This is a genomic window from Bifidobacterium moukalabense DSM 27321, assembly GCF_000522505.1.
GTDB classification, from domain to species: domain Bacteria; phylum Actinomycetota; class Actinomycetes; order Actinomycetales; family Bifidobacteriaceae; genus Bifidobacterium; species Bifidobacterium moukalabense.
This window is the reverse complement of record NZ_AZMV01000006.1, coordinates 1-12723: the sequence shown is the minus strand read 5'-3', so window position 1 is coordinate 12723 and position 12723 is coordinate 1. Positions and strand designations below refer to the sequence as shown.

14 protein-coding genes and 1 CRISPR repeat array are annotated in these 12723 nt (G+C 60.5%); of the genes, 7 read left to right on the top strand and 7 right to left on the bottom strand.

The genetic code is table 11. The features are described from left to right. Window positions 1–56: 56 nt before the first annotated feature. Window positions 57–1571, top strand: coding sequence for a zinc-dependent metalloprotease (locus tag BMOU_RS06155; protein WP_034875867.1), 1515 nt, complete (start codon window positions 57–59; stop codon window positions 1569–1571). 5 nt (window positions 1572–1576) lie between these two features. Here BMOU_RS06155 and BMOU_RS06150 read toward each other — a convergent pair whose 3' ends face one another. Continuing rightward, the gene (locus tag BMOU_RS06150) at window positions 1577–3085 is read right to left on the bottom strand and encodes an ATP-dependent helicase (RefSeq protein WP_034875866.1); all 1509 of its coding nucleotides are present in this window, start codon (window positions 3083–3085) and stop codon (window positions 1577–1579) included. 69 nt (window positions 3086–3154) lie between these two features. Here BMOU_RS06150 and BMOU_RS06145 point away from each other — a divergent pair, with 69 nt between their 5' ends. After that, window positions 3155–4753 carry a phosphotransferase gene (locus BMOU_RS06145; RefSeq protein ID WP_081738511.1) on the top strand — a complete coding sequence of 533 codons (1599 nt, stop codon included), beginning with the start codon at window positions 3155–3157 and terminating at the stop codon, window positions 4751–4753. Window positions 4754–4808: 55 nt separating this feature from the next. Next, entirely contained in the window at window positions 4809–5033 is a 225-nt protein-coding gene (locus BMOU_RS06140; protein ID WP_034875863.1) for a DUF3107 domain-containing protein, read from the top strand. A 59-nt stretch (window positions 5034–5092) separates the two neighbouring features. On the opposite strand, the gene BMOU_RS06135 is transcribed toward BMOU_RS06140, so the two are convergent. Beyond that, entirely contained in the window at window positions 5093–5977 is an 885-nt protein-coding gene (locus tag BMOU_RS06135) for a PHP domain-containing protein (RefSeq protein ID WP_034875861.1), read from the bottom strand. Window positions 5978–6061: 84 nt separating this feature from the next. Between BMOU_RS06135 and BMOU_RS06130 the strand changes: the two genes are divergently transcribed. Further along, window positions 6062–6691: a vitamin K epoxide reductase family protein gene (locus BMOU_RS06130; RefSeq protein WP_034875859.1), complete on the top strand. Its 630-nt coding sequence runs from the start codon at window positions 6062–6064 to the stop codon at window positions 6689–6691. 2 nt (window positions 6692–6693) lie between these two features. On the opposite strand, the gene dapF is transcribed toward BMOU_RS06130, so the two are convergent. Further along, a complete protein-coding gene (gene dapF / locus BMOU_RS06125; RefSeq protein ID WP_034875857.1) occupies window positions 6694–7593 on the bottom strand; it encodes a diaminopimelate epimerase in 900 nt (299 codons plus the stop codon). Between the two features lie 63 nt (window positions 7594–7656). Here dapF and murI point away from each other — a divergent pair, with 63 nt between their 5' ends. Together murI and BMOU_RS06115 are read left to right on the top strand one after the other, a co-directional pair. Continuing rightward, a complete protein-coding gene (gene murI, locus BMOU_RS06120) occupies window positions 7657–8433 on the top strand; it encodes a glutamate racemase (protein ID WP_034875855.1) in 777 nt (258 codons plus the stop codon). Window positions 8434–8490: 57 nt separating this feature from the next. Continuing rightward, window positions 8491–9339 carry a patatin-like phospholipase family protein gene (locus BMOU_RS06115; RefSeq protein WP_034875852.1) on the top strand — a complete coding sequence of 283 codons (849 nt, stop codon included), beginning with the start codon at window positions 8491–8493 and terminating at the stop codon, window positions 9337–9339. A gap of 108 nt (window positions 9340–9447) precedes the next feature. On the opposite strand, the gene BMOU_RS06110 is transcribed toward BMOU_RS06115, so the two are convergent. Further along, window positions 9448–10116, bottom strand: coding sequence for a DNA-3-methyladenine glycosylase (locus BMOU_RS06110; RefSeq protein WP_081738510.1), 669 nt, complete (start codon window positions 10114–10116; stop codon window positions 9448–9450). Window positions 10117–10326: 210 nt separating this feature from the next. Here BMOU_RS06110 and BMOU_RS06105 point away from each other — a divergent pair, with 210 nt between their 5' ends. After that, the gene (locus BMOU_RS06105; protein WP_034875851.1) at window positions 10327–10941 is read left to right on the top strand and encodes an alpha/beta hydrolase; all 615 of its coding nucleotides are present in this window, start codon (window positions 10327–10329) and stop codon (window positions 10939–10941) included. 371 nt (window positions 10942–11312) lie between these two features. Here BMOU_RS06105 and BMOU_RS06100 read toward each other — a convergent pair whose 3' ends face one another. From BMOU_RS06100 to BMOU_RS06090, 3 genes are read right to left on the bottom strand one after another with little or no spacing between them, the layout of a single operon-like run. Continuing rightward, entirely contained in the window at window positions 11313–11516 is a 204-nt protein-coding gene (locus BMOU_RS06100) for a helix-turn-helix transcriptional regulator (protein ID WP_034875848.1), read from the bottom strand. 20 nt (window positions 11517–11536) lie between these two features. Beyond that, entirely contained in the window at window positions 11537–11911 is a 375-nt protein-coding gene (locus BMOU_RS06095) for a hypothetical protein (protein ID WP_051428929.1), read from the bottom strand. 12 nt (window positions 11912–11923) lie between these two features. Then, a complete protein-coding gene (locus BMOU_RS06090; protein ID WP_081738509.1) occupies window positions 11924–12340 on the bottom strand; it encodes a helix-turn-helix transcriptional regulator in 417 nt (138 codons plus the stop codon). A gap of 13 nt (window positions 12341–12353) precedes the next feature. Then, window positions 12354–12718: a CRISPR direct-repeat array (repeat unit 33 nt; unit sequence ATTTCAATCCACGCTCTCCGTGAGGAGAGCGAC). Between the last annotated feature and the right edge of the window lie 5 nt (window positions 12719–12723).

Below are 12723 nucleotides of genomic sequence, written 5' to 3'. Positions count from 1 at the left end.
TCCCATAGTATGGAAGCATCTAAACTTAGGAAAACATGTGGAAAGCAGGGAACGGTATGGACGAGAACGCGATCCGTCAGTGGCTTATCGAATGCTTTGGTCCGATTCAGGGTGAGATGGCATGGAATCAGCTTTCCAACCTTCCCGATGAGATCCGCGAGCAACTGCTCAGCCAAGACCCCAGCAAACTGCCGAATCCGGCCGAAGTGCAGTCCCTCATGCAGGCCTTCTCCGCCGGAGGCCTCAATACGATGGGTGACATGCAACGCACGGTCGAGGAAGGCCCGATCAATGTGAAGCTGGCGAAATCGCTGGCTTTGCAGCAGGCGAACGGCTCCGGTTCCGAAAGCAGCGTCAGCGCCGAGAACGGAGAACTTGCGCGCAGGGCGATCAGCGAGGCGAATCTGTGGCTTGACACCGCCTGCGAATTCAACCCGTCCCCCGGGGAGACACAGATGCTGACCCGCGCCGGTTGGGTGGAAGGCACCATTGACGCCTGGGCGCAGTTCGCCTCGCCCGTGGCCCAATCCATGAACGACGCCCTGGCCTCCGTGATCGCGGACCGCTTGGGCGGTGCCGTCCAAGGCGAAATCGCCGGCATGTTCGCCGGTCCGGTGCCGATTCCGATCCCGGAGGGCATGAAGGATCCGGAACAGCTGATGAAACTGCTCGGCAACACCTCCTTCGCCATGCAGCTCGGCCGCGCCGCCGGGGATTTGTCTCATGAGGTGCGCGGCAGTTTCGATCAGGGCATCGCCCTGCTGAAGAATCCTTCCGGCGCTCTGATCGTGCAGAACATCGTGGAATATGCGAAATCACTCGACATCGACGTGAACGAGGTCATGGCGTTCCTTGCGCTGCAAGAGCTGGCCCATGCCCGCCTGTTCGCCGCGGTGCCGTGGCTGATGCCGCGTTTCGAGGCGCTGATCGGCAAGTACGCGCGTGGCATCGACATCGATCTGGACGCCATGGAGGAGCAGCTGCGCGACGCGGGAACCATGGACCCGGAGTCGATGGCCGATGCGGTGAACCTCACCAAGGTCGGCATTCCGGACACTCCGGAACAGCAGCAGGCGATGACCTCGTTGGAGACGTTGCTGGCTCTGGTCGAAGGATGGGTCGATGCCGTGGTCTGGCGTGCCGGCATGGCACATATCCCACATATCGAGCAGCTTCGTGAGATGCTTCGCCGCGAACGCGCCATCGGCGGTCCGGCCGAACGCACCTTCGAAAGCCTGTTGGGTATGCAACTGCGACCGAAGCGCATGCGCGAGGCGGCGGCGCTGTGGGAGAGCATCGGAGCGCAGGAAGGTCCCGCGGCACGTGACGCGAAATGGTCCCATCCCGATCTGTTGCCACAGCTGCCCAACGACGCCGCGACGGAGGGCGCGCCGTCGCAGGACAGCCAGCCCGCCGAATCCGGCAGTCGGCAGGCTGAGGGCGAGATGGGGAGCAATGCCCCGACATCGGATGCCGGTACCATCGACTGGGATGCGGAGCTCAGCAAGCTTCTCGACGAGGAGCAGGGCGATGACGGCAAGCAGGATGACGGCAAGCAGGAGGAGCGATAATCCCGTCAGCTGAGAAAACGGCTGACACGACGGCCGCGGCCATCGTTGGCACCCTCCTTGGATCGCGCGTACGACAGGTGCAACGTGTCTTCGGCACGGGTCACGCCCACATACAGCAGGCGGCGCTCCTCCTCCAACCGGTCGCCGTCCTGCGGTGAACCGTATGGCAGGAGTCCTTCGGAGCAGCCGATCAGGAACACATGCTTGAACTCCAGGCCTTTGGAGGCGTGGATGGTGGAGATGGTCACACCGTTCATGTCCGAGCCGACGCCCAACGCCTCCAGCATGGCCAGACGCGTTTGCGCATCATCGGCGAGCGCGGAGTTCTGCCATCCGCTGTCCCGACGGATGCGGTAGCGCAGATGCTGCTCCTGCAATGCCTTGCAGAAGACCTGCTGCTGCGCGTTGATGCGGGTCAGGATCGCGCAATCGGATGGCGCCGCTCCCTGTGAGACGAGCTTGGCGATGCGCAAGGCCACGCCCCGGGCCTCCTCCATGTCATCGGCGTAGACGGTCCGCGTAACCCCCGCCCCTTGTTCCCGACCGGATTGCAGCACAAGATAGTCGTCCCGTTGCGGCGATGCCTTGAGTACACGGTTGGCGTAGCCCACGATCTGCGGTGTGGAGCGGTAATCCCTGTTCAGGCTGATGTCGGCCGAGAGCGGACCGAATTCACCGGCGAAGTTGAGCAGGCTGTAGCTGCTGGCGCCGGCGAACGAGTAGATGGTCTGCGCGGGGTCGCCCACCACGCAGATGTTGCGATTGCCGCTTAGCCATCGCGTCAGCAGGCGATGCTGCAGCGGCGAGACGTCCTGGTATTCGTCGACGGTGAGCCATCCGATGGATGAGCGGATGGAGGCCGATGCCTCGTCATAGCTTTCCAGGATATGGCATGCGATGAGCAGGATGTCGTCGAAGTCGATTTCGCCGCGCGCCGTCTTTTCGGTTTCGTATGCCTGGTATACGTCGGTGAACTGGTCGGGTTCCAGTCCGGCCGGGGGCTGTCGGTGCGTGGCGGCGCACACGCGTTGGTAGTCGTTCGGTGCGATCAGCGAGATCTTGCACCAGTTGATTTCCGCCTGCAGATTGCGTACCGTTTCGTCGTCGACCTGCATGGTGGTGACCCTGCGCAACGAACGTGTCACCAATTCCCTCGGCTGTCTGCCGATGTGCGGGAACGGCCCTTCGCACAGATCGGACCATACGCGGCGGATTTGATGCAGCGCCGCGGAATGGAACGTCGCGGCCCTGACCGCGCCGTCGATTTCAAGTTGCGACAGCCTGGAACGCATTTCCGCGGCGGCCTTCACGGAGAAGGTCACGGCGAGTACGCGCCGTGGATTCCACTCGCCGGTGGCGCACGCATAGGCGATGCGGCGCGTGACGGTACGGGTTTTGCCCGCCCCTGCGCCTGCGATGATGCGCACGGGGCCGCTTACGGTCGTGGCCGCGGCCCGTTGCGCATCGTCCAGCCCTTCAAGAATCGTCTCTGCAGATGCGTTCATATGCACCATTGTGCACCCTCGCACGCCAGGGAATCGTCGGCGTCGGCAAAACGGTGTTGTTGTATGCCTTTACGCCCTATGTGTATTAGTGTTGACCTTGTGACCGAACGAAGCAAACTCATGATGGCCGCCCTGACGAGCGCGGCGATGCCGAATATCGCCGTGGCCGGCGTACGCGGCAGCGAGCAGACCAATGCGACCGACGAGGGGTGCGGCATCGATCATGCCGTGATCCAGGACGCCGCCGGCAAACTGTATGACGTGTTCGCCTCCGGCACCGTGGCCGGGCGTAAGCGCCTCGCGGGGCGCGTGCGTGCCGCGCAGACGTTGCATCAGGCGCGTGAGCTGGCCGGTCTGGGTTTCGATCTCGATCATGTCATCGCATTCTCCAACGGTGACCTGGAACGTTGCGCCACCGGCGACACCACGGTCATGGTCGCCATGCATCATGTCGGGCAGGCTCGTTCCCTGGATCTGCTGACATTGGATGATTGCGCCAGCGTGGGCACCGCCTTGGGAGCGATTCATCGGCTGCGTCCGACCTTTCTGCAGGAGGCGAAGTATCCCGCATTCACGACAGGCCAGATCCGCGCCCAGCTGATCGCCTGGATCAAGAGACTCCGTCAGGCGGGCCACGTTCCCTCGGAGATCACCACAAGCTGGTCGAACATTCTTGAGACTGACGGCCTGTGGTCGTTCACCACCTGCCCGGTGCATGGCGGCTTCCATGACGGCGATTTTCTGTTCTCCGGGTCATCCATCACCGCGATCACCAACTGGCAGGATATGCAGGTGAACGATCCGGCCCGCGATCTGGCCTGGATCTTCGCCAAACTTGACGAGAGCCATCGCAATGCGGTGCTGTCCTCGTATGGTCGCATGCTGGGCAATCGCCTGGATGACCTGATCATGCTGCGCGCCAATCTGTGGCTGCAGATGGAGCAGGTCGGCGATTTCATCTCCGCGCTGAACCAGGCCGACAGCGCCAGGATCATGCAGTTCAAGGCGCAGGTCGAACGCCTTGCGCACCAATTGGGCGTCGCCACGGCCAAGACGCATGCCCAATCGACCCCGCACCCGCAGGATGACCGCAATGACAGCCGCCCGCCGAGCACCATCACCGTCGGTACGCTGCTGAACGAGTCCGAACGCCGTCGTGAGGCGGCGCAGCAGCCGCCGGCCGATGACGACACCGGGGAGACCGATATCACCGGCGAGCGCAATATCGAGGCGACTTCCGAAGTCGAGGATGATTCCACCGGTGAGTTTGATGTGACCGGCGACTTCGACGTGACCGGTTCCGCCCAGATCCAGGCTTCCGCAGCTTCCGGCAGTGACGCGACCGAGGTTTTCGGCATCGCCGACGGGCATCAGGCCGACGCTCATGCCGACGATGGCGAGGCGACGCCGATCAGCACGTTCATTCCGGAGCATTCCGCGAGGGAACTGCACGATACGATGCCGTCTTCCGCCACCATCGTCATCAACGATCCGGCCGCCGATGACGATACCAACGAACGGCTGATTCCGCAGGAGCACAGCGAGGCGGCCACGATGATCATTCCGTTGCTGCAGCGTGACGAGGCCACCATGCAGCAGGCCAAGGCCAGAATCGACGGTCAGGAAGCCTCCGATGAGGCCTCCGACGCGACCGGCGGGAATCCGCAGGTACAATGAATGCCAGCGCCGGGCAATACGGCAATGCGCATCATCACTATTCACAAGGAGCATCATGGATATCGAACTGGGCATTCAGAATGTGGCACGCACCGTCACCTTCAGCACCGAGGAAAGCGCCGAAGCCGTGAACGCAGCCATCGCCGAAGCCGTGGAGAACGGCAGAACCATCAACCTGACCGATGACAAGGGCCGTCGCATCGTGGTGCCGGCCGGCTCCCTCGGCTATGCCATCATCGGTTCCGAAACCAAGCATGCCGTCGGTTTCGGCAATCTCTGATTCATTACGATATTTACGATCGGATGCCCGTTGGCGGAAAGCCGGCGGGCATTTTTCATCTATGCGCCGAAAAGCGGCAGCACCCCTCGACGGGCGATCTCACGCACGGTCGCCTCATCGGTGAGGTTCTCCCCCAGTTCGTTCGGCTTGCCCTTGCCATGCCAATCCGAACCACCGGTCACCAACAGGTCATGCGCCGTGGCGATGGCGAGCAGCCGTTCACGCTGTTGCGGCGGATTGCCACGATGCCACACTTCCAGACCATCCAGGCCTTCCGCGATCAGGCTTTCGATCTGTTCGTCGGAAAGCAGCCGCCTGTTGCGGCTCAGATCCCCCGCATGGGCGATCACCGTGACGCCGCCGGCCGCCTTCACCGCGCCGACCACGTCATGCGTGGTCGGCGAGGGCGTGGGAATGTAATACTTGCTGGAGGTGCTCACCACGCCGGCGAAGGCCTCGGAACGGGTCCGGTATACGCCGGCCGCCACCAGCGCATCGGCGATATGCGGTCGGCCTATGGTGGTGCGCAGCCCTTCATGCGCCTGGGCCTGCACGCTTTGCCAGGTGATCGGGTAGTCCTCGGCGATGTGCTCCACCATGCGCTTGGTGCGCCGCAATCGCGCGTCACGCGTGTTGGCGAACATCTCACGGATCTGCGCATTGTCGGGATCATACTGGAACGCCAGCATGTGTACGGAGACCCGGCAATCGTCGGCGGTGATCTCCGTGCCGCGCAGCAGCGGCAGTCCCACCTGCGTCGCCGCCTTCTCCGCATCCGCCCAGCCGGCGGTGGTGTCATGATCGGTGATAGCAACCCCCTGCAATCCTCGTGATTTCGCCTGTTCAAGCAGGGTGAGCGGCGTTTCCGTGCCGTCCGAGAACACGGTATGGCAGTGAATATCCCAGCCGACGGCAGGCGGTGCGGCAATACCAACGTGAGTCATATCACCATCGTAAGCTGATTGGCGGTATACCATGACGCAAACCGGGTGGCTTGTGTCGCGAACGACCGTTACAAGGATCTGATTATGAGCGAAATCGACTACAACAAACCACGCGGATGGCGTCACGGCGCCACTTGGACGTATCTGATCATGCTGCTCGCTTCGGCCGTGGCGCTGGTCGTGTCGTTCGTGCTGTCGGCGGAGACGCTCGAACTGGCCCGTAATCCCGGGCAGAAGCTCAGCTGCGATGTGAATGCGGTGATGTCATGCTCGACCGTCGCCGAATCCTGGCAGGCGGAAATCGTGAAGTTCGCGGGATTGAGCTATCCGAACGCGTTCTTCGGCATCGCCGCGGAATCGGTGTTCGTGACGATCGCCGTGATCGGCCTGGCGCGGATCGCCGTACCGCGTTGGTTCGCGATCTGCACGTGGCTGGGCGGTCTCGCCGCGCTGGCCTATTCGTACTGGCTGACTTCGCAGTCGTTGTTCGTGATCAACGCGCTGTGCCCATGGTGCCTGGCGCTGATGTTCTCCACGACCATCCAGTTCATGGCGCTCTCGCATGCGACGGCGGTCGTGCAGGAGCTGCCGGTGAACCGTGACGGCGTGCGCAAATACTATCGGCTCAACATCGATCTGATGATCGACATCGTCTGGCTGGTCGCCCTCGTCGTCATCATTCTCGTCAAAGACGGCCCGATGCTGTTCTCCTGAGCCTAGAGCAGCTCCACCTTGCCGACGATCGTGGCGCTGCCCGTAAGCGTCACGTCGTCATCGGTCACGTCCACACGCAGGGTGCCGCCGCGGACCGTGATGGTCCAATGGTCGATGCCGGTTTTGGAACGCAGTGTGACCGCGGTGGCGCACAGGCCGGTGCCACAGGAGAGCGTCTCGCCGCAGCCGCGCTCGTTCACGCGCATGGTGGCCTCCCCCTCGTCGTCGCCTTCGCTCTGTTCGTCGATGCGCACGAATTCCACGTTCTGATCGGTCGGAATCCGCGGCGAGACCACCGGCTTGGCGACCAGATCGAGCTCCTCCACGGTCGGCAACGAGGCGAACGCATCCTCGATCACCGCCACCACATGCGGATTGCCCATGTCCACGAACGTGCCACGCGCCGAACCCGCGGTCCCTGGAATCGACACCTCGTAGCCGTCGACGTCACCCCGCCTCCACGGACCCATCTCCACACGGAACACGTCTTTGCCGAGTCCCTCCACATCGCCGAGCGACGTCAGGATCTTCACGCCCGCGCGCGTGCCCAGACGGAACGGTTCACCGCCGGGCTGGTCGGTGAACCCCTGCCGCTGTGCGAACAAGGTGATCGCACGGGTGCCGTTGCCGCACATCTCGGCCAGGCTGCCGTCCGCATTGCGGTAATCCATGAACCATTCGGCCTCGTCTGCGGTGCATTCGGCGACCTGCGCATCCTTCAGGTCGGAGACATCCTGCGGGTGCGCAAGGCGAATCAGCCCGTCACCGCCAATGCCAAAATGACGGTCGCACAGGAACCGCACCTCATCGGCGGTCGGCTCGTATCGGCCGTCAGGGTCCGCATAGACCACGAAATCGTTGCCGGTGGCGTGCGCTTTGTAAACAATGCTGGGGATACTCATACCGATTCACTGTACACGCGGTAGGCTATGTGAAGACGTCATGACGGCAAGATGGGAGGAATCATGGCTTCGACGGCACCGATCGGCGTGTTCGACTCCGGACTGGGCGGCATCTCCGTGGCCCGCGAAATCCGTAGGGACATGCCGAACGAGCAGGTGCTGTACTTCGGCGACTCCGCCAACGCCCCGTACGGCACGAAAACACCGGAACAGGTGCGCGAACTGTCGTTCGCCATCGTCGACCGATTCGTGAAACAAGGCGTGAAAGCGATCGTGATCGCCTGCAATACCGCCACTTCCGCCGCGGCGGACGCCTTACGAGACGTGTATGACGTACCGATCATCGGCATGGAGCCGGCGTTGAAGCTCGCTTGCGACCGCGGGCAGGGGCATCGGCAGCGCGTGATCGTCGCAGCGACGCCGCTTACCTTGCGCGAACGGAAATTCGCGGTGCTGATGGACCGTTTCAAGTCGGATCATACGATTTTCCCGGATCCCTGCCCCGATTTAGTGGAGATCGTCGAGCAGGGCAGGCTTGACGACCATGATCTGGTGATGCGCACGCTGCATGGATATTTCGATCAGTATGATCTGTCGACGATCGATTCGGTGGTGCTCGGCTGCACGCATTTCGTGTTCTACCGCGACTACTTCCGTGAGCTGCTGCCGGATTCCGCGGCGATCATCGACGGCAATCCGGGTACCGTACGCCATCTGCGCGTCGTGCTCGAGTCGCTGGGCACACTCGCCCCGGACCATGCCATCGGCGGAATCGAACTCGCCAATTCCGACACTTCCGAACGAATTGCCGAATTAGCGGACGCCCTTCTTCATCGCTGAACGCGAATGTCCCCAATACGCGCGTAAAGTCAGGGCAACGGACGAAAGGACGAATCCATGACGATGAAGACGGCGATGATCGACGTTGGCGGTGGCTTCCGAGCGATTTTCGGAGCGGGCGTGATGGACCGCATGATGGAGGACGGCATCAGCGTCGACCACTGCTACGGCGTCTCCGCAGGCAGCGCCAACATGGTCTCGTTCATCGCCGGGCAGCATGGACGCAACCACAAATTCTATACGGAATATGCGTTCCGTAAGGAATACGCCAGTTTCGAGAGCTATATCAGGAACCATAATTTCGCCAACCTGGACTATGTGTATGGCACGCTGAGCAATCACGACGGCGAATATCCGGTCGACTATGCGGCGTTCGAAGCGAACCCGACCGGCTTCACCGTCGTCGCCTGCAATGCAGAAGACGGCTCGGCCAAATATTTCGACAAGTCGGATGTCAGCTATGACAATTTCGACATCATGAAGGCGTCTTCCGCGGTGCCGGTCGCCTGCGAACCGTATGTGATCGACGGCATACCGTATTACGATGGCGGCATCGCCGACCCGGTGCCCGTACAGAAGGCGCTGGACGATGGCTACGATCGCGTGGTCGTGATCCTGACCCGCCTGAAGGATGTGCTCCGCGAGCAGAAGAAGGATATCGGACCGGCCAGAATCCTGAGGCACACCTACCCGGCCGCCGCCGAACGTCTGCTCAATCGGTACCGGACGTATAACGACGAGGTCGCGCTGGCCAAGGAGTACGAGAAGGACGGTCGCGTGCTCATTCTCGCACCGGAAAGCCTGTATGGACTCAGCACGCTGAGCAAGTCGTTCGAAGGGCTGGAACGCATGTATCGCGCCGGTTATGCCGCCGCCGAAGCCATCCCCGATTTCCTCAACAGCTGACGGGCGGGCACCGCAGCACGCACCGCCCGCCGCCCGCCGGCCTTCCACCGGCCTCTCCCCTACCTTCCGAACGAGCGTGGACGGCTTCTTCGCTCCTTCCACTTCGCATCAGCCTGCAAATGGCCTGCCGCGCCTGTTCAGCGGGCTTTTCGTAACGTAGGGATTGCCGACGATGAAGAACCGACGTAGCCGCTCGATCGCCTTGCTGATGCCGATTCTCGGAGACGCCGCGATATGCTCGCCTTCCAGCAAGGCCTTGCGTTCCAAATATAATGGGGCCACGCTCATGTCGTGCCCGTATAGGCTCAGATCGATGCCCATGGCCTGGCACAGTTTCGCCGGCCCGTTCGTCAGGTCGACATCCTTGCGATTGCCGACATTCTTGCGATCGCCGATGATTGTGCGGCTGCCGCTCCGATTCGCAAACCGCCGCTCCCGCATGATGCCGATGCCCCGCACCGGCTCGACGGCGCGGATCAACGCCCCAGCGCCGAAGCCATCATTTCCCGCACTGATATTGAAACAACGATGCATGCCATAGGAAATATAGACGTACGCATGACCGGCAGGCCCGAACAACGCCGCATTCCGTTCACTTTTGCCATGGAAGGCATGACTCGCCGGATCATCCTGATCGTAGGCCTCCGTCTCCACAATACGGGCGACCACGACTCCACCATCCTCGAATTCACGGATCAGCAGGCAACCGAGCAGCCCGACGGCCGCCTCATCAACCGAACCGGACAATATGTCATCCGGAAAATCCCGTGATGCCATGCACTCCCTCATGCCGCACCGCCCTTCCGCACGTCTGCCCTGCACCGCCATGACAACGACTCACGCCGTAAAACAGCTTCATGATAGGTCAGACACCATGATTACGCCGACTGCATGCGTAAAACTGGCCGCCATCCATTACCCCCGCCATCCGATACTCTGCTATAACTTGATGATATCCGGAACATTCGGAAATCAAGGGAGATGCATATGCGTGTGCAGACAGTGGCAAGCATCGATTTCAACAGCGACGACGACCTGCTGTTCCTGGGATTCCACGGATTCGGCAATAACGAAACCGAGATGATCCGCGTCATCGATGCCCTCTATGACGGCTCCGGCCACAAGCCGAACTACATGTCATTCCGCGGCACGTACAGCAGACCATTCGTCGGCAACTACTACTGGTACCCCGACGGCTGCTCCACGGAGGAACGCCGCCGCGAATGCCACCGTGTCGACACTGCCGTTATCGGACTGCTGCGCTCGCCCGCATATGCACGGTTCCGTAAGGTGCTGATCGGTTTCTCGCAAGGCGGCTACCTGTCATACCGCATGGTGTTGGAGCACCCCGATCTGTTCGACGCTGCGATACTGATGAGCCCGTCGTTCAAGGGCGAGAAGGGCTCTGCGCCCGTTACCGGCCGCACACGGTTCGCGTTGTGTTATGGATGCGAGGATCATACGATTCCCGTAGCCGACCAGCGCACCGCAAGAATCAAACTCGAGCAGACCGGCAACCTCACGTATTTCGAATACCCCGGCATGGGACATGGCATCTGCGATGCCGAAATCGCTGATTTGCGTAGGTGGATGGGATTGTGAGAGGTATGGTGTGAGGTCGTGTGATTGCGAGGGGAACCGTCTGTTTGCGATTATGGTGCTTGTTTGGGCTTATTGTAGCCGATGGTATTGGGGATTATATTTGGCGTAAAGAGTGTTATGAATTCTTTCACTAAGAAACAATATTGAAGTGGCGAATTGAGATGCTTTAGTCTTGAAGTTTCTCTGTTGTGCGGGTTCAAATAAAAAAAGTTAGCGTTCTGATTTCAGACCATGTCCTCCGTGAGAGAGCTACACCTCATCAACCAGTAGCCATCGGTCACCATCCGAATCGGACACGGGCCGCATCTCAACAGACGCGCCAAACCGGCACGCCAAATACGCGCTCATACTCTCAACCATAATAAGCTCCCTTACTTATCGTCATCGTCAAGCAGTTTGCGAGGATTAGCCACATGCAAGGCATCACATATGCGCAACGCCTTAGCCAACGTCATATTGCTTATGGAATTGATGCCATTCTCGTAAGCGGCGACATGCTGCTGCGTAACGCCTAGCTTTTCGGCCAGCTGCTGCTGCGTCATGCCCCGCTTCAAACGTAACTCCCTCAAACCCATGACGAAAACTCCTTTCAAGATCAGTCGTCGTCACCCATCGTGCACTCCGGGTCAAGATATTCAACACCATCCGCGCCATAGTGGACATTCAGAATCGTAGCCGGGTCGTGCAACGCCACGAACCAGTCAACCAGCCGTTCCAACGTCATCGACTTCGCAAACCCGTGGACACGATCATAGAACGCATCCCACACCGATTGCGAATCCTCATCCGCATCCACCAATCGGTCGAACTCAGCACGCAGCCCATCATCCGGCAGCACAGCCGACGCGAAACGCACATCATCCAAACCAACCCAGTCGGACGCACACCGGTCAGCCAACTCCCCAACAGGAATCAGCATCGTCCCGCCATGACGCGCCAACCGCGAAACAATAACAACCTCAGCCTTCATCACAAAATCCTTTCAATCAATTAGAAAATCAACAGGGTCACACTGCAACGCCTCCGACAGGCGACGCGCAGTATCCAAATACATCTGAGACACGGGACGATACCCAGTCTCAAACCAAGAAATATTAGGCTGAGGAATACCCGTCAAAGACGACAGCATCCGTTGCGTCAAATGCCGTTCCCTACGAATCCTCCTCAACCCGGTCACGCCAGCCGACACGCCACCACGCCAAGCATCCTCATCCGGATACAAGTCCAACACGTTGCAATGCAACACGTCGGCAATCCGCCGAGCCGTACACAAATACATGTTCCGCGCCTCAGACGGATTACACTCCAACGTACTCAGCCGCGTATAGGCGATACCGGTCAACGCATCCAACTGGAACAACGTCAACCCGCATCGTTCACGCTGCTCACGCAATCCCATGACCGCCCCCGTCATTTAGATCTCCACACTCCGTGAGGAGAGCGACCTTGCTGACATCGGTTTTGGTCGCATACGTGTTGATTTCAATCCACGCTCTCCGTGAGGAGAGCGACGTCACTCGTGGTGAGTTCGTCGCGTTGGCATTCATTTCAATCCACGCTCTCCGTGAGGAGAGCGACTCAGGAAGTTTTCGGCGTTCCGCAGTCCGATACATTTCAATCCACGCTCTCCGTGAGGAGAGCGACTTCGTGCCCTTCTGTTTCGGGGGATTGCTCATTAATTTCAATCCACGCTCTCCGTGAGGAGAGCGACCAACGCTACTGCAAACCACACAAACACGCCTACATTTCAATCCACGCTCTCCGTGAGGAGAGCGACCGTCA